The organism is Rhodobium gokarnense (assembly GCF_025961475.1).
GTDB classification, from domain to species: domain Bacteria; phylum Pseudomonadota; class Alphaproteobacteria; order Rhizobiales; family Rhodobiaceae; genus Rhodobium; species Rhodobium gokarnense.
The window spans coordinates 38,173-62,597 of record NZ_JAOQNS010000015.1; the positions used below are offsets into that span (position 1 = coordinate 38,173).

Sequence of the window (24,425 nt, forward strand, 5' to 3'; positions counted from 1 at the left end):
GCCGGCCGTTGCGGCGGGGCGGGCAGGAGCCGCGGTGGACATACCGTGTCGAGGTGCGCAATGGGTCCCGGCTCACGCCGCTTTGCGGCGCGTCCGGGATGACGGGGAGAGTTGGTGGCGAGGGAGGTGGTTACGCCGCCTCTGTCGCGGCGACGCCCACATGGTGCAATTGGCGGGCTGAGAGGCGCTCGGGGCCGCATTTTCCGAGCGGGTCGCCCTGGATTGCTTCGCTGCGCTCGCAATGACGGTGAGAGGTGGATTTCCGAATGAATTCACCTTTATTGCGAGACGAGCAGGACGGGGAGCAGCGTGTGCCACGAGCCTCATCAGGCCGACGCGGCAATGCAGCGTCGGTTGAGCATGGCGGAAGGGCCAGGACCCGCCTAAATCGTCGGGCTCAGCCGTCCCCGTTCCCCTAATTCCGCCCCTCAAGCAGGCGCCTTGCAATCACCTGCGCCTGTATCTCCGCGGCGCCCTCGAAAATGTTGAGGATGCGGGCGTCGCAGAGGACGCGGGAGATGGCGTATTCGAGGGCAAAGCCGTTGCCGCCGTGGATCTGCAGGGCGTTGTCGGCGGCGGCCCAGGCGACGCGGGCGCCTAGGAGCTTGGCCATGCCGGCCTCCAGGTCGCAGCGGCGGCCGGAGTCCTTTTCGCGGGCGGAGAAATAGGTGAGCTGGCGGGCGATCATGATCTCGACGGCCATCATCGCCAGCTTGTCGGCCACGCGCGGGAAGTTGACGAGGGCCTCACCGAACTGCACCCGCTCCTGGGCGTAGCGCAGGCCCAGGTCGAGGGCCGACTGGGCAACGCCGATGGCGCGGGCCGCGGTCTGGATGCGGGCGCTCTCGAAGGTCTGCATGAGCTGCTTGAAGCCCTGGCCCTCCTCGGCGCCGAGAAGGTTTTCCGCCTTCACCTCAAAACCGTCGAAGGCAATCTCGAATTCCTTCATGCCGCGATAGCCGAGGACCTCGATTTCGCCGCCGCTCATGCCCTCGGCGGGGAACGGATTGGCGTCGTCGCCGCGCGGCTTTTCGGCGAGAAGCATGGAAAGGCCCTTGTAGCCCTTTTCCTCCGGGTTGGTGCGCACCAGCAGCGTCATCAGGTCGGCGCGGACAGGGTGGGTGATCCAGGTCTTGTTGCCGGTGACCTTATAGACGTCGCCGTCCTTGACGGCGCGGGTCTTGAGGCTGGCGAGGTCCGAGCCGGTGTTCGGCTCGGTGAAGACGGCGGTCGGCAGAACCTCGCCGGCGGCGATCAGCGGCAGCCACTTTTCCTTCTGGGCGTCGGTGCCGCCGCCGAGGATCAGCTCCGCGGCGATTTCGGAGCGGGTGCCGAGCGAGCCGACGCCGATATAGGCGCGGGACAGCTCCTCGGAGACGACGCACATGGATTCCTTGCCGAGCCCGAGGCCGCCGAACTCTTCGGGGATGGTCAGGCCGAAGACGCCGAACTCGGCCATTTTGGCGACGACGTCGAGGGGAATGTAGTCGTTCGCCAGGTGCCACTCATGGGCATGGGGCAGGACTTCGGCCTCGGCGAAGCGGCGCATTTCCTCGCGGAACGCCTCGAAGGTCTCGTCGAGGGCGCAATCGCCGATGGTGTGGACGCCCTCCACCTTCTGCATATGCTCGACGAGCGCGGCGCGGTTTTCCGCCGTGTTGCCGTTGTCGAGGAACCAGGCGACGGCGGGGACGTCGGCAAGGAGCGCAACGTCGTCGCGGGAAAGGCCGAGGTCGACCGGGCGGACGATCTCGCCCTGGCTCATCGGGATGCCGCCGACAAGCTCCGACAGGTATTCGCCGAAGGCGATCTCCACGATCAGCGCCTCGATCTCGCCGAAGCTGCCATGGTCCTGCAACCGGTCGACATAGCCGGCCATTTCGCGCAGCGCCTCCACATAGGTGGCGGCCCAGGCAAGGCCGTGGCAGGCGCGCTGCTCCTTGGTGACGAGGGCGCCGGAGACGCGGCCGTCTTCCATCACCTTGTCGCCGACGGCGGCCTTGGCGCGGGCGAGGAAGCCGTCGGCGGCGGCGACGGCATCGCCGCATTTGGACGTCAAGACGTCGAAGGAAAGGGGCGCAGTATCGGCAGTTGTCATGGCTGGCTCCGGCGTTTCATCCTGGGTGTTGGTATGTTTTTCTTCTGGTTTGCAGTGCAACATGCGCAATTCGGCGGGGCGATGCAACTCCGCCTTTCGGCCGAGCGGCGGTTCGCCCCGGCGCCGGCCGGCGGCGGGAACAAGGGGCGCCGGAACGGCGTTGGGTTCCGGGTGAGAGAACAGACCCGGCCGCCATCAGCGCCCCGCGCACCCGTTCGCTCCGCGCCCCTTCCCTCCGGGGCGGCAACCCAGGATCCCGGTCCCATGGCTCGCAGACGCAGGATGTTTCATGGCATTTATGCAATGATGCGGGCGATCTTGAACCCGGCGACGCGACGGCCGGTGGAGATCGACGATTTCCGCCCCCGGCGCCTGCCGGACGTCGGCAGGCGGATTGCGGAGGAAGGGGGAAACAGCGTGGGTCGGATTGCCCGGCGAACCATCGTCGTCATTCGAAGGGTGCTGAAGGACGCGCTCGGGCATTTCAACAATGACGACGGCTGGGCGATTTCCAGCCATGTGGCGATGACCTCGCTGATGGCGCTGTTTCCGTTCCTGATCTTCGTCGCAGCGCTTGCCGCGGCAACGCTCGGCAGCGCTTCGCTCGCCGAAGAAGCGGCCTCGCTCCTCCTCAACGCAATCCCGGAGCGCATCGCCATGGTGCTGTCGCGGGAGATCCACACGGTGCTGACCGTGCCGCGTGGCGACCTCGTCACCGTCGGTATCCTGCTCGCCATCTGGTTCGCCTCCAACGGCGTCGAAGCGCTTCGGACGGCGCTCAACCGGGCCTACCGGATGAAGGAAACCCGCTCGATCTTCCGGCTTCGGCTGCAATCGATCTTCTTCGTCATCTTCGGGGCGACGGCGATGCTGGCGCTGGCCTTCCTCGTCGTGCTGGCGCCGCTCGCCTGGGCGACCGCGATCAAGATCGCGCCCTGGCTGCAGCCGGCGACCGCGTCGTTCACGCTGATCCGGTTCGGGGTCGCGACGGTGATCCTGCTTGCCGGCCTCTTCATCAGTCATGGATTCCTGCCGGCCGGGCGGCGGCCGATCACCCAGCTCTGGCCGGGCATCCTGACGACGCTCGTCCTGTGGCTGGTCGCCGGCTCGGCCTTTGCCGCCTATCTGGAACGGTTCGCCAACTACGTGTCGACCTATGCCGGCCTTGCCGGCGTGATGACGGCGCTGGTGTTTCTCTACCTCGTGGCGGCGCTGTTCATCCTCGGGGCCGAGCTCAATGCCGCGATCCTGCGCTTCCGGGCGGCGCGGGCAAGGGTCCGCCCGGCCCGGGTGCAGATCGTCGGCTGATGCGTTGCTATTTCCCGCTGCGGGCGACGAGGGCGATGGCAAGGCCGGTGATCGCCATGCCGAGGAGCTGGACGAGGGTGAGCGTTTCGCCGAACAGCAGCCAGGCGATCAGCGCCGTCAGCGCCGGCACCAGATAGAACAGCGAGGCGACGCGCGAGACGGCGCCGGCGCGGATCAGCATCATCAGCAGCGTGACGCCGCCGATCGACAGCACCAGCACCAGCCAGGCCATGGCGAAGACGAACTCGCCGCTCCACACGATCTCGAAATCTTCCACCATCAGCGCGCCGAGGCCGACGACGACGCCGGCGCCGAGATACTGGTAGACACCGCCGGCAAGCAGGCTCGTCGCCGTCGCGAACCGCTTCTGGTAGATGGTGCCGAGGGTGATCGCCGCCGTGGCGAAGACGGCCGGGCCGATGGTGGCGAGCGAAATGCCGGAATCGGTGATGTCGAGCTTCGGGCCGAGCACCAGACCGAGGCCCACCAGGCCGACGCCGAGGCCGATCCAGTGCCTCAGCCCGACCTGCTCGCCGAGCAGCGGCCCGGCGGCGATCGCCGTAAGCACCGGCTGCAGGCCGACGATGAGGGCGGCAACGCCGGCCGGCATGCCGCCGTCGATGGCCCAGAACACTCCGCCGAGATAGAGCCCGTGGATAAGGATGCCGGCGATGACGGCGTGGAGGGCTCCCCGCCGGTTCGGCCAGGGCGCGCGGAAGGCGAGCGCCAGCCCGGCCATCAGCACCGTCACGATCGAAAAGCGGATCAACAGGAACGTCAGCGGCTCGGCATAGGGCGCGCCCATGCGCGAGCCGATATAGCCGGTCGACCACAGGAGGACGAAAACGGCCGGGGCAAGTGCGGCAAAAAGTGGCGGCGAGCGATCGGACATCCGGCCTTCCTATCGGCTTCAGAGGACCGCCGCAATTGCTTCCTGCGCGACAACGCATTTTCTGTATACACGCGGGGGCTGCGACGCTGTTTTAGGTGCATTGCAGCATAAATTCATGCTAATGGACTTCGATGGGCGCCTGTGCGGATGTCTCCCGGCGGGGGCCCCCAAAACGACAAGGCGGGGAGAGCATGGCCGAACCAATCGTGATCGTCGGCGCCGGACTTGCCGGCGGGAATGCGGCGGAAACGCTGCGCGCGCTCGGCTATGACGGCGATCTGGTGCTCATCGGCGACGAGGCCGAGGCGCCCTATGCGCGGACCCTGTTGTCGAAGTCGTTCCTTTCCGGCGAGGCGACGCGCGAGGATATCGCCCTCAAGGGCGCGGATTTCTTCGAAGACCTCAACATCGATTTTCGTGCCGCAACGCGCGTTACCGCCCTTGATGCGGCGGAAAAGACGCTGGGCTTTGCCGACGGATCGACGCTCGCCTTCGACAAGCTGCTGCTGACCACCGGCAACCGGGCGCGCTTCCTCGACCTCACCGGCCGCGACCTTGCCGGCATCGTCGCGCTCCGCAAGATCGGCGATGCGGAGTTCATCCGCCCGCGGATCAAGGAAGGCGGGCGGGTCGTCATCGTCGGCGGCGGCTATATCGGCATGGAGGTGGCGGCCGTCGCCCGCGCCTTCGGTGCCGAGGTGACCGTGGTCGAAGCCGCCGACCGGGTGATGCGGCGGATCGCGTCGCCCTTCGTCTCGGACTATTTCGTCGCGCTGCACCGCGACAACGGCGTCGACGTCCGGCTGCAGACCCGCATCCGCCGGTTCGCCGGCGGCAAGAGCGTGGAGACGGTGCGGCTGGAGAGCGGCGAACTGATCGCCGCCGACCTCGTCGTCATCGCCACCGGCACGGTGCCGAACGACGAGCTGGCGACGGCGGCCGGCATTGCCACCGACGACGGCATCATCGTCGACGCCATGGGCCACTCCACGGCGCCGGACATCTTTGCCGCCGGCGACTGCGCCCGCTTCTTCTCGGCCCGCTACGGCCGCGAGATCCGGGTGGAAAGCGTTCAGAACGCCATGGAGCAGTCGAAGGTGACGGCGGCCGGCATGCTCGGCCAGCGGGTCCATTACGATCCGGTGCCCTGCTTCACCTCGGTGCAGTACGGCAAGAAGCTGGAGATCGCCGGCCTGTCGCAATATTACGACGACACCCGCATCGTCGGCCGGCCCGAGGACGACCGCTTCGTCGTCTACTACATGCATGAGGGCCGGCTTTTTGCCGCCGATGCGCTCAACGACAGCGCCGCCCACGAACAGGCGGTGGACCATATCGGCGAGGTCTGGCAGCCGGCCGAGCCGGTCTGACGCGGCGCGGCACGCGCGCCGCCGCATTTTTCGCAAATACGTTAATTGACGTATGCCGCAGGATGGGATGAACTGCGGTAGGTGGCGCTGTGCGCCATCGACCCCTTTTCATGGGAGCGGACGCCGTCGGGCGAAGGGGCTGACCGCTTCCAAGTGATGGACGGACGAGCGCATCGGCCGGAAACCGGGGCAACGACCCGGGCGGTGTCGATCGTCTACGACCGCGTCGGCTCGCGGGAGCGCCGGCGCCGGTCGACACCCGGAGGATGCATATGCACCGTGCGTTCTGGATGATCCTGTTGTGGATCGCCATGGCCCTTCCGGCCGCAGCCCTGCCGCCGACCGACAAGTTCTTCGATCCGGTGTCCAAGCAATGGGTCCGCTACCGGATCTCGCCGGAAGCGGCGGGGGCGATCGCCCGCGAGAAATACAAGCGCCAGACGATCTACTACCGGTCGCACGAGGCGCCCGGGACGGTCATCATCGATACCGACGACCGTTACCTCTACTACATCCTCGGCAACAACCGGGCGGTGCGCTACGGCATTGGCGTCGGCCGCGAGGGTTTCGAGTGGTCGGGCGTTGAAAAGATCAGCCGCAAGAAGAAATGGCCGAGTTGGACGCCACCGCCGGAGATGATCCAGCGCCAGCCGGACCTGCCGCGCTTCATGCCCGGCGGGCCGAAGAACCCGCTCGGCGCCCGCGCGCTCTATATCGGCTCGACGCTCTACCGCATCCACGGCACCAACGAGGACTGGTCGATCGGCCGTGCCGTCTCCTCGGGCTGCATCCGCATGCTCAACGACGACGTCATCAACCTCTACAACCGCGTCGATATCGGCGCCAAGGTGATCGTGAAGTAGCGAGGCGACGCGGCCCGGCTGACGGTTTCAAACCAGAAGGGAACGACTTGAGGGCGGCGCTGGTCGAAGCGTCGCCCTTTTTATGTCTCACGGCCGTGCGCTCGCTATCGCTCGCTGGCCTCCGACGGGGCGGCGCAAAGGCGCCGGCGGCCGTTCGGCCTTGCGAGCCCGTTGGGCGCGATTGTCCTTGCGTCACTCTCAGTCGTCATCCCGGCCGGAGCGAAGCGGAGAGCCGGGACCCCTTGCCCATGTCGGCACGGTATGCCGTCGCGGCTCCTGTCTGCCCCGTCGCGATTGTCCATGGCTCCTCACCCAGGGCATACCGGGTGGACGGGGGCAATAGGCCCCGGCTCGGGGGCCGGGGTGACGACGGAGTGTTTTGGCCAGCGGGAGCGGGTTCAAACGAATGCGGAGCTTGTTGCCAACGCCCTATGGATTACCGCGTCGGCCTATCGGCCTCCTCGCAATGACGCTGAAACTATTGAGGAAAACGTCATTGCGAGCGGAGCGAAGCAATCCAGTTCGGCCGTGCCGATTGGATGGCGATGGCGCCTCCCTGCTTGTGGCCAAGGGCGACCGGGCGAGAATGCGGCCGGGTAGCGCCAAACTGTCGAGCCGGGGTGGCGAGACCGCGCCGCCCCTCACACCACCAGACGCTCGCCGCTGCGGGGGACGTCCTGGGGGACGCCGAATTCGCGGCCGGAGCGGGTGAGCAGGCACCAGATGTAATCGGCCATGGAGGCACGGATGTGGAGGTCGAAGACTTCTTCCCCGCCTTCCGGCAGTGCCAGCACCGCGACGGCCTTGGCGAAGTTGGAGCCGCGCACCTCGCCGGGCTTGAAGGCGACGGGGTCGAGGTCGAGGGTGGTGAGTTTTGAAAGCGCCTGCCGTGCGCCGGTCCCGGAAATGGCGATGGTCGTGTAGTAGTCGCTGATGCGCACGACCTGGTGCGGGGTCTCGCCGAGAGCCTCTTCCAGACGGCCGGCAAGGTCGGCCTCGGTCTCCGGGGCGCCGACGACCATCCATTCGTTCGGGCCGAGCCAGAGCAGCGAGATGTCGCCGGTGGCGGCGATCTTCGAAGCGCCCGGCAGGGGCACGCCGAGCGCCTTTTTCACAGCGGCACCGCCCGTTTCCGGGTCGACGCGCAGGATCAGCTTTGCCAGGAGCGGCCGTTCGGCAAGGCCGAAGGCGCCGCCGTCTGCTTCAAGCGGGCGGCGGTGGGCAAGGGGCGAGCGGCGGCGGGCGTCAGCCATCGGCCTTCTCCGCGAAATGGGCGAGGAAATCGGTGTCGGTGACAGTGGCGGCCAGCGGCTTTGCGCCATTGCGCGAGATGTAGACCGTCTCGCCCATGCGCGCGCCGCCGGACTCCACGAGCGCCATTGCGATGGAGCGGCCGAGATTGGGGCTCAGATAGCTCGACGTCACATAGCCGAGCATCGGCACGGGCGGGGCCGGCTCGTCCGGGGTCGCAATGATCTGGGCGCCTTCCATCAGCACGGTCTGAGGGTCCTCGGTGATAAGGCCGACAAGCTGCTTGCGGTTGGTGCGCACCGTGTCGGAGCGATAGAGCGAGCGCTTGCCGACGAAGTCGCCCTTCTTCTGGCTCACGATCCAGTCCATGCGCAGATCGAACGGGGTGATGGTGCCGTCGGTGTCCTGGCCGACGATGATGAAGCCCTTTTCGGCGCGAAGCAGGTGCATCGCCTCCGTGCCATAGGGGGTGATGCCGAAGGGCGCGCCGGCCTCCATCACCTTTTCCCACAGCCACAGGCCGTAGCTGGCGGGCACGTTGATCTCGTAGGAGAGCTCGCCGGTGAACGAGATGCGGAAAATACGGCAGGCAACGCAGTCGATCGCGGCCTCCTTCCAGCTCATGAACGGGAAGTCGTCGGGCGCGAGCCCGTCGCCGGCATTGTCGCAGATCGCCTTGATGACGTCGTAGCTCTTGGGGCCCGACAGCGAGACGACCGCGGTTTCCTCGGTGACACTCGTCAGGAAGACGTCGAGGTCCGGCCATTCGGTCTGGAGATAGTCCTCCAGCCAGGTCAGCACGCGCGCGGCGCCGCCGGTCGTCGTCGTCATGTGGAAGTGGTCGTCGGCGATGCAGGAGGTGACGCCGTCGTCGAACACCATGGCATCCTCGCCGAGCATCAGGCCGTAGCGGCAGCGGCCCGGAGCGAGCTTCGACCAGGCGTTGGTGTAGATGCGGTTGAGGAACGTGCGGGCGTCCTTGCCTCTGATGTCGATCTTGCCGAGCGTCGAGGCATCGAGCACGGCGACGTCGGTGCGGGCGGCCTTCGCCTCGCGCTGGACGGCGTCCTCGAAGGTCTCGCCGGGGCGCGGATAGGAGCGGGCGCGCAGCCAGTCGCCGACGGGCTCGAAGACCGCTTCCGCGCGCACGTGCCAGTCGTGCATCGGGGTCGTGCGGCGCGGCTCGAAATCGGCGCCGACGAACTGGCCGGCAATGGCCCCGAAGGTCACCGGCTTCCAGGGCTGGCGGAAGGTGGTGGTGCCGAGTTCGGGCAGGGACTTTCCTTGCGCGCCGGAGATGATGCCGAAGGCGTTGAGGTTGGAGATCTTGCCCTGGTCGTTGCCCATGCCGACGGTGGTGTAGCGCTTGGCGTGCTCGACCGAGCGGTAGCCCTCGCGCACGGCCAGTTCCAGGTCGCTCGCCTTGACGTCGTCCTGCAGGTCGACGAAGGCCTTCTTGCCGCCCTCGGTGGTGACCATCTGCCAGATCGGCGAGATGCCGGTCGGCTCGGGCGCGATATCCGCAAGCTCCGGCACCGGTGCGGCATTGGCTGAAAAGCCGGCGGCCTCGGCCGCCCAGGCACCGACGCGGGCGCCGCTCTCGAAACAGGCCGCCGTGGTCATGGCGCCGTCGGCGCTGCCGCAGACATGGGTGCGCTGCCAGTGCCAGCCGGGCCGGAACGCGGCAAGGTCGCCGTCATAACGAAGCTGGCCGCGGGACTGGGAGAACAGGGCCACATTCGGCATCCAGCCGCCGGAAATGGCGACGAGGTCGGCATCGAACCCCTCGATGTTGCCGGTCTCGCTTTCAACGGTGATTTCCTTGACCCGGTGGCGCCCGCCGGTGCTGGCGACCTGGTTGCCGAGGCGGACCGGGATGTCGCGCTCGGCCGCCTTGCGCACCAGGGCATCGTCCGGCTGAAAGCGGCTGTCGGAAATGACGGAGATGGTGGCCCCGGCGGCCTGAAGCTCGAAGGCCGTCCGCCAGGCCGCGTCGTTGTTGGCGATGACGGCCGCGCAGCGCCCGCCCAGCGCCCCGTAGCGGTGCAGATAGGTGCGCGCGGCGCTCGCCAGCATGATGCCGGGTCGGTCGTTTTCATGGAAGACGAGGGAGCGTTCCACGGCGCCGGTGGCAAGCACGACCTCTTTTGCCCTGATCCGCCACAGCCGCTGGCGCGGCAGGAGCGGGTCGCGGTCCTTCGGCGCCAGGTGGTCCGAGACCTTTTCCCAAAGGGCGACGAAATTGTCGGCGTAGTAGCCCATGGCCGAGGTCCGGGTCAGCACCGTGACGCGGTCGTTGGCGGCAAGTTCGGCAAGGGTCTCTGCGATCCAGTCGCGCGGGGCCTTGCCGTCGATGGTCATGGCGCCGTCGCCGGCCTGCGGCAGCGACAGGAGCTGGCCGCCGGCCTCCGCCGTCTCTTCGGCAAGGATGACGCGGGCGCCGCTCCGCGCCGCGCTCAAGCCCGCCATCAGGCCGGCCGGGCCGGCGCCGACGATCAGCACGTCGCAGTGCCGGTTGATGGTCTCATAGGCGTCCGGATCGGGTCCGTCCGGCGTCTTGCCGATGCCGGCGGCAAAGCGGACGATCGGCTCGAAGGTCATCCAGTTGCCCGGAGGGCCCATGAAGGTCTTGTAGTAGAAGCCGGCCGAATAGAAGCGCGAGACGAGGTCGTTGGCGGCATAGAGGTCGTGCTTCAGGGACGGCCAGCAATTCTGGGCGTGCGCTTCAAGGCCGTCCCAGAGCTCCTGCTCGGTGGCGCGGGTGTTGGGATCGGCGGCGGCGCCCGAGCCGATCTGGACGAGGCCGGCGGGGTCCTCCGCGCCGGCGCCGACGATGCCGCGCGGGCGGTGGTACTTGAACGAGCGGGCGACCATGTGGACGCCGTTGGCGATCAGCGCCGAGGCGAGGGTGTCGCCCGGGTGGCCGGCATAGCTCTTGCCGTCGAAGGAGAACGAGATCTCGCGGCTGCGGTCGATCGAGCCGCCTTCGTCGAGACGGAAGGGTTGGCGGGTCATCGGCCGGCCTCCGGCGGGCGCTCGACCTTGACCGCGTCGTTGCCGGAGCCGACGGTCTCGCCGCAGGGCGTTGCCGGCACCACGTCGTCGATCTCCGGCGGCTTCTCGCCGATCTTGTAGAAGGCGAGGAAGCGGTCGGTGGCGGTGTTGCGCAGCGCATTGAAGAAGCGGCGGCAGCCGGCGGCGTGGATCCAGCGCTCGGCGTGGATGCCCTTGGTGTTGTCGCGCATGAACAGGAACTCGGCCCATTCCGCGTCGGTCATGGTCTCGCTTTCGGTCGGGCGCGAGATGTGGGCTTCGCCGGCATGGGCGAACTCGCTCTGGTCGCGCTCGCCGCAATAGGGACAGGTAATGACGAACATGGCGGATGCCTTAAGACGGGGTCAGTGGGCGACGGCGGCGGCGCCGTGTTCGGCGACCAGGTCGCCGGTGACGAAGCGCTCCAGGGTGAAGGGCGCGGCAATGGCGTTGGGGGTGTCGTTGGCGACGAGGTCGGCAAAGGCGTGGCCCGAGCCCGGGGTCGCCTTCCAGCCGCCGGTGCCCCAGCCGCCATTGACGTAAAAGCCGCCGACCTCGGTCTTCGATATGATCGGGCTGGCGTCCGGGCAGACGTCGACGATGCCGCCCCACTGGCGCATCATCCGGAGCCTGGAGAAGATCGGGAACAGCTCGATGATCGCCGCCATCTGGTGCTCGATGATGTCGAGGGAGCCGCGCTGGGTGTAGGAGGTGTGGCCGTCGATGCCGGCGCCGATGACGAGCTCGCCCTTGTCGGACTGGGAGCAGTAGACGTGCACCGCGTTCGACATGACGACGCACGGATTGATCGGCTTCAGGGGTTCCGAGACCAGCGCCTGCAGCGGGTGGCTCTCGATCGGCAGGCGGACGCCGACCATGCCGGCGATGACGCTGGTGTGGCCGGCGGTGACGCTCGCCACCTTTTCCGTCCTGATGTCGCCGCGCGAGGTGCGCACGCCGGTGACCGCGCCGCGCTCGGTGAGGATTTCCGTCACCTCGCAGTTCTGGATGATGTCGACGCCGAGGGCATCGGCGGCGCGGGCATAGCCCCAGCAGACGGCGTCGTGGCGGTTGGTGCCGCCGCGCCGCTGCAGGGTGGCGCCGATGACCGGATAGCGGATGTCCGGCGAGGTGTTGAGGATCGGGCAGAATTCCTTGATCTCTTTGGGGCCGAGATATTCCGCGTCGACGCCGTTCAGCCGGTTGGCCTCGACCCGGCGCTTCAATTGCCGCGCCTCGTTGTCGTCATGGGCGAGGTTGAGCACGCCGCGGTGGCTCATCATGATGTTGTAGTTGAGCTCCTGGGAAAGGCCCTCCCAGAGCTGCAGCGCGTGCTCGTAGATCGCGGCGGAGGCGTCGTAGAGGTAGTTGGAGCGGATGATGGTGGTGTTGCGGCCGGAATTGCCGCCGCCGATCCAGCCCTTTTCGACGACGGCGATGTTCTTCATGCCGTGCAGCTTGGCGAGGTAATAGGCTGTGGCGAGGCCATGGCCGCCGCCGCCGATGATGACGGCGTCATAGGACGGCTTGGGGTCGGGATCGCGCCAGGCCGGCGTCCAGCCCGTGTTGCCGCGTAGTCCCTCGCGGACAATGGAAAACAGCGAATAGTTGCCCATCGCGCCGACCCCTGCTCATGCTGGAAGGCGCCGGCGGTCTCCGGCCCCTGTCGGTCATGACATTAACCGCAGGCGGCGTCCAGATCGATCCGGTTGCAGACATCGGCCTTTCTAATTGCGACATGCATTCAGCGGGTTTTCGGCGCCTTTTCGGCTGCGGCGCGTCGCCGCTGGCCCGCGATCGGGAATGCCGGACGATGTCGCATCCGGATGCCGAGACGCGACCGAGTTTAGTAATCCAATGTATTCATGTGAGCCGATAAATGTACTTAACATCTTGTTATTGGTTCTTTGTGACGATCTCTATATCGAGTCACAGATATACTATCTAGTATATCTTGTCCCCGTAAGTCTCCCGGCGGCTCTGCCGGGCAGATCTTGAGATGGCGGTCCGCAGGCCGCTGTTCGCGCAACAACTCAACGCTGCCTTTCCGGGCGCGGATTCGGGACACTTCAAGATGAAGAATTTCGCGATCTCCACCAAGGTCTTCGGCGGTTTCGCCATCGTCCTCATCCTGCTCATCGTCATCGGTGCGACAGGCGCCCTCAACCTCAACGCGGGCAACGACAGCTTCAAGCGCTACCGGGCGATCGCGCTGCAGACCAATCAGGCCGGCCGCGTGCAGGCAAACCTTCTGACGGCACGGCTGGCGGTGAAGAATTTCATCATCGCGCCGTCGCCGGAGAGCATTGCGGTCTTCAATGACCGCGCCGGCAAGACGCGCGAGTTCAACGACACCCTCGGCACGCTGGTTCACAGCGCGGAAAAAAAGCAGGTCGTCGGCGACGTTCGCGACAATCTGGCGACATATGGCACGAACTTCGAAGAGGTCGTGCGGCTGCAGGCGGAACGGTCGGATCTGGTGATCAACACGCTCGATAAGGTCGGCCCGCAGATGGAGCGCAAGCTCACCGAGATCATGGAAAGCGCCTATAGCGACAAGGACGTCATGGCCGCCTACCAGGCCGGCACCGTGCAGCGCAATCTGCTGCTGATGCGGCTCTATGTCGTCAAGTTCCTGCTGGAGAACAGCGAGGAGGCATATGCCCGGGTGCTGCAGGAATCGGTGGAGATGGCGAAGCACCACGAGGCGATGCTGGCCGAACTGCAGAATCCGGGGCGGCGCCAGCTTGCCGAAGAGGTCGGCGAGCTGCACGCCACCTATGAGGCCGCCTTCCGCAAGGTCCACGACACGATCGGCACGCGCAACGACATCATCAAGAACCGCCTCGACGTCATCGGCCCGGCGATCGCCGGTTCGATGGAAGACCTGAAGCTCGCGATCAAGACCGAGCAGGACACGCTCGGACCGGAGGCCAGCATGGCGATGGACCGGGCGGTCATGATCACGATCGCGGTCGCGGTGGTCAGCATCCTGCTCGGCCTCGTTGCGGCCTGGGTGATCGGCACCGGCATCGCCCGGCCGATCCGGGCGATGACATCGGCCATGGGCCGGCTTGCCGGCGGCGACAAGGAGATCGACATTCCGGGCCTGGACCGCAAGGACGAGGTCGGGTCGATGGCGGGTGCCGTCGAAGTGTTCCGGGAGAACATGATCAAGGCCGACGAGCTGGCGGCCCGCGAGGCGGCGGAACTGGCCGCCCGCGAAGAGCGCGCCCGGCATATCGAGGAGGTGACGCGGGCCTTCGACGCCGCGGTCTCCGGCCTCCTCGGCAGCCTTGCGAACGCTTCGGAGGAGATGAAAAGCACGGCCACGTCGATGTCCGAGATCGCCCACACCACCAACGACCGGGCGACGAGCGTCGCCAGCGCGGCGGAGGAGGCCTCGACCAATGTGCAGACCGTGTCGGCGGCGACCGAGGAGCTCTCAAGCTCCATCCACGAAATATCGCGCCAGGTGACGCAGTCCTCGCAGATCGCCGACAAGGCGGTGTCGCAGGCCGACACGACGGATGCGCAGGTGCAGCGCCTGGCCTCGGCCTCGCAGCACATCGGCGAGGTCATCGCACTGATTTCGGAGATTGCCGAGCAGACCAACCTGTTGGCGCTGAATGCGACCATCGAAGCGGCGCGGGCGGGCGAGACCGGCAAGGGCTTTGCCGTGGTCGCCGCGGAGGTCAAGACGCTTGCCGGTCAGACGGCGAAGGCGACGGACGACATCCGCAAGCAGATCAGCGACATCCAGCTCGAAACGGAGGAGGCCGTCGCGGCCATCCAGCAGATCGGCGCGACGATCAAGGACATGAACGAGATCGCGCTCGGCATCTCCTCGGCCGTGGAAGAGCAGAATGCGGCGACGAACGAGATCGCCCGCAATGTGGAGCAGGCCGCCATCGGCACCCGCGAGGTGTCGTCGAACATCCTGGAAGTGACCCGCTCGGCCGGGCAGACCGGGGCGGCGGCAACGCAGGTTACCGGCGTTGCCGGCGATCTCGGCTCCAAGTCGGATCAGTTGCGCGCCGAGGTCGAGACCTTCCTGAAGACCGTGCGCGCCGCATAGCGCGGCGCGACCGGAGGCGCCGGTCAATATATGGCGTTGAAGAGCAGCCCGAGGCCGAGCGAGCCGACGAGCGCAAAGCCGAGATAGGCGGCGAACACCGGAGGGCGGGCGAGCGCATAGACGGCGACCGCCGCCGGGATCGAGGTGACGCCGCCGGCCAGCATGAAGGCCATGCCGGCGCCGGGCGCCATGCCCTGGTCGATGAGGCCACCGACCAGCGGCAGGGCGGCGTAGCCGTTGAGATAGGCGGGCACGCCGACGAGGGTGGCGATGACGACCGGCAGAACGCTCTCGCCGCCGACGAGGCCGACGACGGTGTCGGCCGGGATGTAGGCGACCATCAGGCTTTCCAGGAAGAAGGCGAGCGCCAGCCATTTGCCGAGGAAATTGAGGTTGAAGAGGGCGTTGGTGCGGAATTTCTCGCGCCGGTCCCTCTCCTGCCAGAAGCGCCAGACGACGGGTTGCGGCGCGCGCACGACCCTTGCGCTGCAGCCGCCATTGCCGACGCCTTCGCGCAAGGGGTTCTGGAGCGCGCCGGCGGAGAGCAGCGCCCAGGTGCCGAAGCCGCCGAGAAGGCCGATGGCGACGGCGGCAAAGGTCTTGTAGACGGCAAAGCCGGTCCCCAGCGTACCGACGGTCAACACGAACATGGAGGGATCCATGATCGGCGAGGCGAGCCAGAAGGCCATCACCGCCGGCAGCGGCACGCCCATGGCCAGAAGCGCGGCGATCAGCGGGATGACGCCGCAGGAGCAGAAGGGCGAGAGCGCGCCCATCAGCGCTGCGGCAAGGATCATCCAGGCGGGCTGGCCGGAAAAGGCGCGGGCGATCAGATTGTCGGCGCCGGAGGCCTTGGCAAAGGCGGCAACGCCGATGGAAAGGGCGAGGAAGACGGCGACGCCGAGCAGCGCATCGGCGGTGAAGCGAAGCGAGCGGGCGGCCTGGTCGCTGTCGATGAGGGCAAGCAGGGCGAGCGCAGCGGCCAGCACCAGCCAGACCCTGTCGATGTGGGGCAAGCGGGCGAGGGGACCGTGGGGACGGCGGACGGTTTCGGTGCCATTGGACATTTTCTGTCTCCGGTCGGGCTCCGCCTTTGAGCGGAGAAATGACGGGCAGCGTCGCCGTCAGGCGACGTCGTCGGATCTGGTGTCGGCGTCGTCCACATCGAAGCCGCGGCAGCAGGCTTCGAACAGGAAGTCGCCGAGGCCGCGAAGCCGATCGAAATGCGCCGTGGTGCGGACCTCGCGCCCGGCCTTTTGCTGGGTGACCAGGCCGGCGCGGGCGAGTGTTGCCAAATGGTGGGCGAGCGTCGAGGCCGGCACCTTCAGCCGCTCCTGGATCGCGCCGACCGCAAGGCCGCCCGGGCCGGCCCTGACGAGCAGGCGGACAAGACGGAGCCGTGTGCGGTTGCCGAGGGCGGCAAAGGCGTCGGCGGCGTTCTTTTCGGAATAATCGGCGGGCATGGGACGGTCCGAAAACGGGAGGCCGGGCCACGACAGCGTGGCGGTCTCGGTGTGAAAGAACGATATCACTAGTTTTCTGGTTATGTCGAGTGATTCGTTTCGAGGCTGCCATCTGTCAATGTATGCAATGCATATATGTGAATGCGTCGAGCTGTCGCAGGGGCGTCGCGGCCCGCGCAACAGGATCGGACGCCGTCGCGGGTGACCGGGCCTGTCTTCACCGCGACCCACGCCCGGACAGATATCATCATCAAATCAATTCATTAATGCCGTTCACGCGGTGCGATTGGCAGTGATGTCCGGCGGCTGATCGGCGCCCGCGGGCCCAAGCCCACCGCCTGATATTAAATACGTAGTTAACGGTTCATTATCCATTCGGAGCGATTGTTACTACGCAGTTTTAGCAGGCGGAAGAAGGCCCGAATTCTGCACACGCCAAGCGAAGCGGTTGGGACCCCGTTTTTGAGTTAGATGCCCAACAAAATAAACAACCGGCCACCTCTCAAACCCAAGCGAGATAACAAGGTGCTCAAGAACCTCAAGATTTCCACCAAGGTCTTTGGCGGATTCGCCATCGTCCTTGCCCTTCTCGTCCTGATCAGCCTGACCGGCGCCATCAACCTCATGGACGGCAACGACAGCTTCAAGCGCTATCGCCACATTGCGCTGCAGACGGCGCAGGCGGGCCAGGTGCAGGCCAACCTCCTGGAATCGCGGGTCGCGGTTCTCAACTTCCTGCGCAACGCGTCGCAGGAAAACATCGCCGCCGTGAAGGAGCGGGCAGAGCGGACACTGGCCCTCAACGAGGAGTTCGACACCCTCGTCAACAGCGATGACAAGAAGAAGCTCATCGCCGCCACCGGGACCGATCTCACCACCTACCTGGCCGCCTTCCAGGACATGACCAAGTACCAGGCGACGCGCGACGACCTCTTGAACAATGTGCTGAACGTCAAGGGTCCGCAGATGGAGCGCAACCTGACCAAGATCATGCAGAGCGCCTATCAGGACAACGATGCCGGGGCGGCCTACCATGCGGCGGCCGTGCAGCGAAATCTCCTCCTGATGCGGCTCTATCTCCTCAAGTTCATCGAGAGCAACGACGCGGCGGCCTATGAGCGCACGGTCGCGGAATCTGCCGAGACGACCAAGAACCTGCAATCCCTTCTCGGCGAGCTGCAGAATCCGATGCGGCGGCGCCTCGCCACCGAGGTTGTGGAGCTGCACTCGGCCTATGAGGAGGCCTTCAAGGGCATGCATGCGGCGATCCTTCAGCGCAACGCGCTGGTCAACGACCGCCTCAATACGATCGGCCCGAAGGTCGCCGCCGAGATGGACAAGCTGAAGCTCGACATCAAGAACGAGCAGGAAACCCTCGGTCCGGCGGCCAGCCAGGCGATGGAGACCGCCGTTTACGTCGCCGCCGGCGTGGCGCTGGTCGGCGTCGTCCTCGGCATCCTCGCCGCCTGGTTCATCGGCATCGGCATCTCCCGCCCAATCAGCGCCATGACCGACGTCATGCGCAAGCTCGCCGACGGCGACAAGACTGTCGATATCCCGGGTCTCGACCGCAAGGACGAGGTCGGGTCGATGGCCGGCGCCGTCGAAGTGTTCAAGGAAAACATGATCAAGGCCGACCAACTGGCCGCCAGCCAGGCCGAGGAGCGCAAGGCCCGCGAGGAGCGCGCCCGCAAGATCGAGGACCTGACCAAGGGCTTCGATTCCAACGTCTCGGAGCTGCTGCAGGCGCTGAGTGCGGCGGCCAACGAGATGGAGAACACGGCGTCCTCCATGTCGGAAATCGCCAACGGCACCAACCAGCGGGCAACGACGGTCGCCAGCGCCGCGGAGGAAGCCTCCACCAACGTGCAGACCGTGTCGTCGGCGACCGAGGAGCTCTCCTCCTCGATCCAGGAGATCGCCCGCCAGGTGGCCCAGTCCTCGCAGATCGCCGAGAAGGCCGTCCAGCAGGCCGACCACACCGACGGTCAGGTGCAGAATCTCGCCGAGGCCGCACAGCGGATCGGCGAGGTCGTCAGCCTGATTTCCGAGATCGCGGAACAGACCAATCTCCTCGCCCTTAACGCCACGATCGAGGCGGCCCGGGCCGGCGAGACCGGCAAGGGGTTCGCGGTGGTCGCGGCCGAGGTCAAGGAACTGGCCAGCCAGACCGCCAAGGCGACCGACGACATCCGCGCCCAGATCCTCGGCATCCAGACCGAGACCCAGGATGCCGTCGCCGCGATCCAGCAGATCGGTTCCACGATCAAGGACATGAACCAGATCACGGTCGGCATCGCCTCGGCGATGGAAGAGCAGAACGCGGCGACCGACGAGATCGCCCGCAATGTGGAGCAGGCCGCGATCGGCACCCAGGAGGTCTCCTCCAACATCGTCCAGGTGACCCATGCGGCCGGCGAGACCGGCGCGGCGGCGACCCAGGTCACTGGTGTCGCCGGCGACCTCAACGCCAAGTCGCTGCAGTTGAAGTCGGAAGTGGAGCAGTTCCTGGCCGGCGTCCGCGCCGCCTGATCGACGCGCCGGAAAAAGAGAATGCGACGCCGGGCGGGGCTTCCCCGCCCGGTTTTCTTTTCGCCGGAGGGAGCTGCGTCCATGGCGTCTTCCCCTGGACAGGACGGCGAACTGAGTCGCCGGTTTTCGGGGATGTCGCGGTCGCGCCCTGGTTGCGAGGGTGTGCGATGCCTATTTTCGCGCCCCTCTTAACATTTTTTTTAGGCGGTACTTTTTGGTTTTTCCTGAATGATTTCCGACCATCGATCGCTGAAATCGACTACTTCGGAGCGCACGGTAAAGTTTATCGTTAACGTCCCGTTAACCGTGTTTTTCCAGAACGGATATGTCGTCGGCAAGTCTTTTCTGTGTATAAAATCAAATACGCAGTAATAAAAATCGCGAAGTCATGCGATCTGCCGACACGTCGAATGCACACGCCAACCGGGACATTTGCCGTGTTCAAGAACTTCAGGATCTCAACCAAGGTCTTCGGCGGATTTGCCGTTGTTCTAGCCTTTCTCCTACTGATCAGCCTCACCGCCGGTTTCAGCCTGCTGCAAAGCAATGACGGGTTCCGGCGCTATCGGCACATCACCGATCAGACGACGCATGCCGGTGCGGTCCGGGACAATCTCCTGGAAACCCAGCTCTGGGCGCTGCGCTATCTGGAAGATCCGTCGGAGGAACGGCTCACCAATGCCCGCAAGCGGGCGGAGGAGACGGTCCGGCTCGTCGATGCGTTCGACGATCTCGTCAACAGCGCTTCGAAGGTTGCGATCATCACCGCGGCGAAGACCGAACTGAAAGCCTTTCTGGAGGGCTTTGAGGAGGCGGTACGGCTGCAGCAGCGGCGCGAGGACCTGGTTCGCAACACGCTCTACGACGTCGGGCCGAAGATCGAAGACCAGCTCACGGAGATCGCGCGGCAGGTCCGGGTGGACCAGGACGGCAATGCCGCGTTCCTGGCCGACGAGGTTCGCCGGCACCTGATGTCGATGCGCCTCAACGTGGCAAAATTCCTGAACGACAACGAGCAGGCCTCCTTTGACGGTGCAATGCGGGAGGCGGCTGCCGCGCGCGAGGTTTCGGACCGGCTGATGTCGACGCTTGGGATCCCGGCGCGGCGCGAGCAGGTCCGGCAGGTCGCGGCCCTGCAGACGAGCTACGAGACGGCCTTCAAGGAGGTGCACGAGACTGCCATGGCCCGCAACGCGATCGTGGGCGACACGCTCAATACGATCGGCCCGAAGATCGCTTCGGACATGGAAGAGCTGAAGACGGCGATCGAGACCGAGCAGGACACGATCGGCCCGGAAACCAGCCGGATGATGGAAAACGCGGTCTACATCACGGCCGCCGTCGGGACGATCAGCGTCGTCCTCGGCCTCATTTCCGCGTGGCTCATCGGCACCGGGATCTCCCGGCCGATCACCGCGATCACCGGCGTCATGCGCACGCTCGCCGACGGCGACAAGACCGTCGAGATCCCGGGTCTCGACCGCAAGGACGAGGTCGGATCGATGGCTGGCGCGGTGGAGGTGTTCAAGGAGAACATGATCCGGAACGAGGAGATGGCCGCCCGCGAGATGGAAGCAATGAAGGTCCGCGAGAAACGGGCCAAGGAGATCGAGGAGATGACCTCGAACTTCGACCGCAACGTCTCCGAACTCCTGCAATCGCTGAGCGCAGCCTCGACGGAAATGGAGAACACAGCCGCCTCCATGTCGGAAATCGCCAACGGCACCAACCAGCGGGCGACCACTGTCGCCAGCGCGGCGGAGGAAGCCTCGACCAATGTGCAGACGGTGTCGTCGGCGACCGAGGAACTCTCCTCCTCGATCCAGGAAATCGTCCGCCAGGTGGCCGAATCGTCCCAGATTGCCGAACGGGCGGTGAAGCAGGCCGACCATACCGACGGCCAGGTGCAGAATCTCGCCGAGGCCGCGCAGCGGATCGGCGAGGTGGTCAGCCTGATCTCGGAAATCGCCGAACAGACCAACCTCCTGGCGCTGAACGCCACCATCGAGGCGGCCCGGGCCGGGGAGACCGGCAAGGGCTTTGCCGTGGTCGCCGCCGAGGTCAAGGAACTGGCCAACCAGACCTCCAAGGCGACGGACGACATCCGCGCCCAGATCCTCAGCATCCAGACGGAGACCGAGGAGGCCGTCGGCGCGATCCAGCAGATCGAGGCGACCATCCAGGAGATGAACCAGATCACCACCGGCATTGCCTCGGCGATGGAACAGCAGAATGCGGCAACGGAGGAGATCGCCCGCAACGTGGAACAGGCCGCGATCGGCACGCGGGAGGTTTCCTCCAACATCGTGGAGGTGACCCATGCCGCCGGTGAGACCGGCGCGGCGGCGACCCAGGTGACCGGCGTTGCCGGCGACCTCAACGCCAAGTCGCTGCAGTTGAAGGCCGAGGTGGAACAGTTCCTGCGGGGCGTTCGCGCCGCCTGATTTGCGGTTGCGACAGCCTCGACACCGATCAAGCCGGGCGGGGATTTCCCGCCCGGTTTTCGTTCGGCCGCCTGCCCGCAGGGTCAGAACAGGCCGACGACCTCGCCGTCCTCGTTGAGGCCGATGGTCTCGGCCGCCGGCTGGCGCGGCAGGCCGGGCATGGTCATGATCTCGCCGCAGATGACGACGACGAAGCCGGCGCCGGCGGAGAGCCTGACCTCGCGGATCGGCACGCCGTGGCCGGTCGGCGCACCACGCAGGTTCGGGTCGGTGGAAAAGGAATACTGGGTCTTGGCCATGCACACCGGCAGGTGGCCGTAGCCGGCCGCCTCCCACTGGTGCAACTGGTCGCGGATCGTCTTGTCGGCGAGCACCTCGTCGGCCCGGTAGATGCGCTTGGCGACGGTCTCGATCTTCTGGAACAGACTCATCTCGTCGCGGTAGAGCGGGGCGAACTGGGAATGGCCCTCGTCGGCGAGCTCGGCGACCTTTTCGGCCAGCTCGGTGATGCCTGCCGAGCCCTCGGCCCAATGCCGGCAGAGCACGGCCTCGGTCCCCTCCTCGGCGCAGAATTCCTTGACGGCGGCGATCTCGGCCCCGGTGTCGCCAAGGAAGTGGTTGATGGCGACGATCACCGGCACGCCGAACTGCTTCACATTGGCGATGTGGCGGCCGAGATTGAGGCAACCCTCGGCGACGGCGGCGACGTTCTCTGCGGCAAGATCCTCGCGGGCGACGCCGCCGTTCATCTTCAGGGCGCGGATGGTGGCGACGACGACGGCGGCATCGGGATGGAGGCCCGCCTTGCGGCACTTGATGTCGAAGAATTTCTCGGCCCCGAGATCGGCTCCGAAGCCGGCTTCCGTCACCACATAGTCGACGAGCTTCAGGGCCGTCGTGGTGGCGACGACGGAGTTGCAGCCATGGGCGATGTTGGCGAACGGGCCGCCATGGATGAAGGCCGGATTGTTCTCCAGCGTCTGTACCAGGTTCGGCTGCATGGCGTCGCGCAGGAGCACGGTCATGGCGCCGTCGGCCTTGATGTCGCGGCAGGTCACGGGATTGCGGTCGCGGCGGTAGCCGATGACGATGTCGCCGAGGCGCTGCTGCAGATCCTTCAGGTCCTTCGACAGGCAGAGGATCGCCATGATCTCCGAGGCGACCGTGATGTCGAAGCCGCCCTGGCGCGGGAAGCCGTTGGCGACGCCGCCGAGCGCGGCGACCACCTCGCGCAGCGCCCGGTCGTTCATGTCGAGGACCCGGCGCCAGGTGATGCGGCGCTGGTCGATGTCCAGCTCGTTGCCCCAGTAGATATGGTTGTCGATCATCGCCGACAGCAGATTGTGGGCCGAGGTGATGGCGTGGAAGTCGCCGGTGAAATGGAGGTTGATGTCCTCCATCGGGACGACCTGGGCATAGCCGCCGCCGGCCGCCCCCCCCTTCATGCCGAAGCAGGGGCCGAGCGAGGGCTCGCGCAGGCAGATCATCGCCTTCCTGCCGATCCGGTTGAGGCCGTCGCCGAGACCGACCGTGGTCGTCGTCTTGCCTTCGCCGGCCGGCGTCGGGTTGATCGCGGTGACGAGGATCAGCTTGCCGTTCGGCCGGTCCTTCAGGCCCTCGATGAAGCCGGCGGAGACCTTGGCCTTGTCGTTGCCGAAGGGCAGCAGGGACTCGCCGGGAATGTCGAGCCTCTTGCCGATCTCCCAGATCGACTTCTTGTCGGCGGCGCGGGCGATCTCGATGTCGGATTTGACGGGCGTTGCGGGCACAGGCGTTCCTCCTCGGTGTCGCTCCCGGCTCTCTTTCTCGTCGGCCGATTGAGCGCGCCCTATCCGGGCGCGCCCGACCATGGCGGCCGGCCGGCCGGGGCACGCGGCCCGGTTCGACCAAACCTGTCTTACCTGCGACACCGGCGCTGCGAAACAGGTCGAAACGGGAAACCTTGCCCGCTGAATGAAAGTTTTGATTGCCGTCGCCGCGCCGGAAAAGTAAGTGTCGTTTTTGAGCAGGTTAAGCAAGGCGTCCGCCGGCCCTCCAATGCTGCGGCGCCGTTTTCGAGAAAGCGCGCAACGACGTGGCCGACAGCGACACCTCGGCGAAGCGTTTCGCCTTCGTGCTCATTCCCGACTTCACGCTGGTCGCTTTTTCCGCGGCGATCGAGCCGCTCCGGCTCGCCAACCGCTATTTCGGCAGGAAGATCTACGACTGGCGCTGTGTGACCTGCGACGGCAACGTCGTGGCCGCCAGCAACGGGCTCGTGGTCCGGCCCGACGGCTCGCTCAGCGACCTCCGGCTCGGGCGGATGGATTTCGACAAGGTCGACACGCTGGTGGTTTGCGCCGGCATCGACGTGGAGAGTTTTTCCAATGCGGAACTCTCCGCCTATCTGAGGAAGCTCGCCGGCAACGGCACGCGGATCGCCGGCATCTGCACGTCGTCCTGGTTCCTTGCCCGCTCCGGCATCCTTGAGGACCGGCACTGCACGATCCACTGGGAGCTGCTGCACACCTTCGCCGAGCGCTTCCCCGACGTCGACGTGCAGCCGGACCTCTTCGATGTGGACGGCAACATCCATACCTGCGCCGGCGGCGTCGCCTCGCTCGACATGATGCTCGACCTGATCGCCGACGACATCGGCGACGAGGCGAGCGAGTGGATCTCCGAGCAGTGCCTCGTCGACCGGGTGCGGACCAAGAACGACCGCCAGAAACTGCCGCTCAACGCGCGGGTCGGCGTGCACAATTCCAAGCTCCTGGCGATGATCGAGGTGATGGAGCAGAACCTCGCCGAGCCCCTGTCGCTGGCCGAGATATCCCGGCGCACCGGGCTGTCGCGGCGCCATGTGGAGCGGCTGTTCCGCCAGCTCCTCGGCCGCTCGCCGGCGCGCTATTATCTCGACCTGAGGCTTGACCGGGCGCGCCAGCTCCTCTTGCAGTCGGATATGGCGATCGTCGACGTGGCGATCGCCAGCGGCTTTGTCTCGGCCTCGCATTTTTCCAAATGCTACCGCGAACTCTACGGCCGCTCGCCCCAGGCCGACCGGCAGGCGAGCCTTGCGGAACGGGCGGCCGGGCCGAAGGGCGGCCGGTAATT

General features: G+C 66.3%; 16 protein-coding genes. 7 read left to right on the forward strand and 9 right to left on the reverse strand.

The window, feature by feature from the left end:
* Positions 1-415 precede the first annotated feature (415 nt).
* Complete coding sequence (locus M2319_RS21040; protein WP_264603438.1) at positions 416-2,098, reverse strand: acyl-CoA dehydrogenase family protein; 1,683 nt, start codon at positions 2,096-2,098, stop codon at positions 416-418.
* Positions 2,099-2,515: 417 nt separating this feature from the next.
* On the opposite strand from M2319_RS21040, the gene M2319_RS21045 reads away from it, so the two are divergent.
* The gene (locus M2319_RS21045; RefSeq protein ID WP_264603439.1) at positions 2,516-3,406 is read left to right on the forward strand and encodes a YihY/virulence factor BrkB family protein; all 891 of its coding nucleotides are present in this window, start codon (positions 2,516-2,518) and stop codon (positions 3,404-3,406) included.
* A gap of 7 nt (positions 3,407-3,413) precedes the next feature.
* Here the strand turns inward: M2319_RS21045 and M2319_RS21050 are convergent, their stop codons facing one another.
* Positions 3,414-4,298 carry a DMT family transporter gene (locus M2319_RS21050; RefSeq protein WP_264603440.1) on the reverse strand — a complete coding sequence of 295 codons (885 nt, stop codon included), beginning with the start codon at positions 4,296-4,298 and terminating at the stop codon, positions 3,414-3,416.
* A gap of 191 nt (positions 4,299-4,489) precedes the next feature.
* On the opposite strand from M2319_RS21050, the gene M2319_RS21055 reads away from it, so the two are divergent.
* Both M2319_RS21055 and M2319_RS21060 read left to right on the forward strand, forming a co-directional pair.
* Positions 4,490-5,668 carry an NAD(P)/FAD-dependent oxidoreductase gene (locus tag M2319_RS21055; protein WP_264603441.1) on the forward strand — a complete coding sequence of 393 codons (1,179 nt, stop codon included), beginning with the start codon at positions 4,490-4,492 and terminating at the stop codon, positions 5,666-5,668.
* A gap of 272 nt (positions 5,669-5,940) precedes the next feature.
* Entirely contained in the window at positions 5,941-6,531 is a 591-nt protein-coding gene (locus M2319_RS21060; RefSeq protein ID WP_319801808.1) for a L,D-transpeptidase, read from the forward strand.
* Positions 6,532-7,172: 641 nt separating this feature from the next.
* Here M2319_RS21060 and M2319_RS21065 read toward each other — a convergent pair.
* Genes M2319_RS21065 through M2319_RS21080 form a run of 4 tightly spaced genes read right to left on the reverse strand, consistent with a single transcriptional unit; the run spans position 7,173 to position 12,431 of the window.
* Positions 7,173-7,784, reverse strand: coding sequence for a sarcosine oxidase subunit gamma (locus M2319_RS21065; RefSeq protein WP_264603442.1), 612 nt, complete (start codon positions 7,782-7,784; stop codon positions 7,173-7,175).
* Positions 7,777-10,797 carry a sarcosine oxidase subunit alpha family protein gene (locus M2319_RS21070; protein WP_264603443.1) on the reverse strand — a complete coding sequence of 1,007 codons (3,021 nt, stop codon included), beginning with the start codon at positions 10,795-10,797 and terminating at the stop codon, positions 7,777-7,779. Before M2319_RS21070 ends, M2319_RS21065 begins: the two co-directional genes overlap by 8 nt.
* Complete coding sequence (locus tag M2319_RS21075; protein ID WP_319801809.1) at positions 10,794-11,159, reverse strand: sarcosine oxidase subunit delta; 366 nt, start codon at positions 11,157-11,159, stop codon at positions 10,794-10,796. The genes M2319_RS21070 and M2319_RS21075 overlap by 4 nt, the downstream gene beginning before the upstream one ends.
* Positions 11,160-11,180: 21 nt before the next feature.
* Entirely contained in the window at positions 11,181-12,431 is a 1,251-nt protein-coding gene (locus tag M2319_RS21080; protein WP_264603444.1) for a sarcosine oxidase subunit beta family protein, read from the reverse strand.
* A gap of 458 nt (positions 12,432-12,889) precedes the next feature.
* Between M2319_RS21080 and M2319_RS21085 the strand changes: the two genes are divergently transcribed.
* A complete protein-coding gene (locus M2319_RS21085; RefSeq protein WP_264603445.1) occupies positions 12,890-14,893 on the forward strand; it encodes a HAMP domain-containing methyl-accepting chemotaxis protein in 2,004 nt (667 codons plus the stop codon).
* A gap of 23 nt (positions 14,894-14,916) precedes the next feature.
* On the opposite strand, the gene M2319_RS21090 is transcribed toward M2319_RS21085, so the two are convergent.
* Positions 14,917-15,960: a permease gene (locus tag M2319_RS21090; RefSeq protein WP_264603446.1), complete on the reverse strand. Its 1,044-nt coding sequence runs from the start codon at positions 15,958-15,960 to the stop codon at positions 14,917-14,919.
* Positions 15,961-16,017: 57 nt separating this feature from the next.
* Positions 16,018-16,356: an ArsR/SmtB family transcription factor gene (locus M2319_RS21095; RefSeq protein ID WP_264603447.1), complete on the reverse strand. Its 339-nt coding sequence runs from the start codon at positions 16,354-16,356 to the stop codon at positions 16,018-16,020.
* Positions 16,357-16,881: 525 nt separating this feature from the next.
* Between M2319_RS21095 and M2319_RS21100 the strand changes: the two genes are divergently transcribed.
* Both M2319_RS21100 and M2319_RS21105 read left to right on the forward strand, forming a co-directional pair.
* Positions 16,882-18,888 (forward strand): HAMP domain-containing methyl-accepting chemotaxis protein, encoded by a 2,007-nt coding sequence (locus M2319_RS21100; RefSeq protein WP_264603448.1) that lies wholly within the window; start codon positions 16,882-16,884, stop codon positions 18,886-18,888.
* A 437-nt stretch (positions 18,889-19,325) separates the two neighbouring features.
* Positions 19,326-21,332 carry a HAMP domain-containing methyl-accepting chemotaxis protein gene (locus M2319_RS21105; protein WP_264603449.1) on the forward strand — a complete coding sequence of 669 codons (2,007 nt, stop codon included), beginning with the start codon at positions 19,326-19,328 and terminating at the stop codon, positions 21,330-21,332.
* 83 nt (positions 21,333-21,415) lie between these two features.
* Here the strand turns inward: M2319_RS21105 and M2319_RS21110 are convergent, their stop codons facing one another.
* Positions 21,416-23,101, reverse strand: coding sequence for a formate--tetrahydrofolate ligase (locus tag M2319_RS21110; protein WP_264603450.1), 1,686 nt, complete (start codon positions 23,099-23,101; stop codon positions 21,416-21,418).
* 305 nt (positions 23,102-23,406) lie between these two features.
* On the opposite strand from M2319_RS21110, the gene M2319_RS21115 reads away from it, so the two are divergent.
* Positions 23,407-24,423, forward strand: a complete 1,017-nt coding sequence (locus M2319_RS21115; RefSeq protein WP_264603451.1) for a GlxA family transcriptional regulator — start codon at positions 23,407-23,409, stop codon at positions 24,421-24,423.
* The last annotated feature ends 2 nt before the right edge of the window (positions 24,424-24,425 follow it).

Excerpts from the sequence above, each read along its gene's own strand:
- M2319_RS21080 (WP_264603444.1), bottom strand. The coding sequence starts at position 12,431 with ATGGGCAACTATTCGCTGTTTTCCATTGTCCGCGAGGGACTACGCGGC.
- M2319_RS21090 (WP_264603446.1), bottom strand. The coding sequence starts at position 15,960 with ATGTCCAATGGCACCGAAACCGTCCGCCGTCCCCACGGTCCCCTCGCC.
- M2319_RS21055 (WP_264603441.1), top strand. The coding sequence starts at position 4,490 with ATGGCCGAACCAATCGTGATCGTCGGCGCCGGACTTGCCGGCGGGAAT.
- M2319_RS21070 (WP_264603443.1), bottom strand. The coding sequence starts at position 10,797 with ATGACCCGCCAACCCTTCCGTCTCGACGAAGGCGGCTCGATCGACCGC.
- M2319_RS21095 (WP_264603447.1), bottom strand. The coding sequence starts at position 16,356 with ATGCCCGCCGATTATTCCGAAAAGAACGCCGCCGACGCCTTTGCCGCC.
- M2319_RS21065 (WP_264603442.1), bottom strand. The coding sequence starts at position 7,784 with ATGGCTGACGCCCGCCGCCGCTCGCCCCTTGCCCACCGCCGCCCGCTT.
- M2319_RS21040 (WP_264603438.1), bottom strand. The coding sequence starts at position 2,098 with ATGACAACTGCCGATACTGCGCCCCTTTCCTTCGACGTCTTGACGTCC.
- M2319_RS21050 (WP_264603440.1), bottom strand. The coding sequence starts at position 4,298 with ATGTCCGATCGCTCGCCGCCACTTTTTGCCGCACTTGCCCCGGCCGTT.
- M2319_RS21085 (WP_264603445.1), top strand. The coding sequence starts at position 12,890 with ATGAAGAATTTCGCGATCTCCACCAAGGTCTTCGGCGGTTTCGCCATC.
- M2319_RS21075 (WP_319801809.1), bottom strand. The coding sequence starts at position 11,159 with ATGTTCGTCATTACCTGTCCCTATTGCGGCGAGCGCGACCAGAGCGAG.
- M2319_RS21060 (WP_319801808.1), top strand. The coding sequence starts at position 5,941 with ATGCACCGTGCGTTCTGGATGATCCTGTTGTGGATCGCCATGGCCCTT.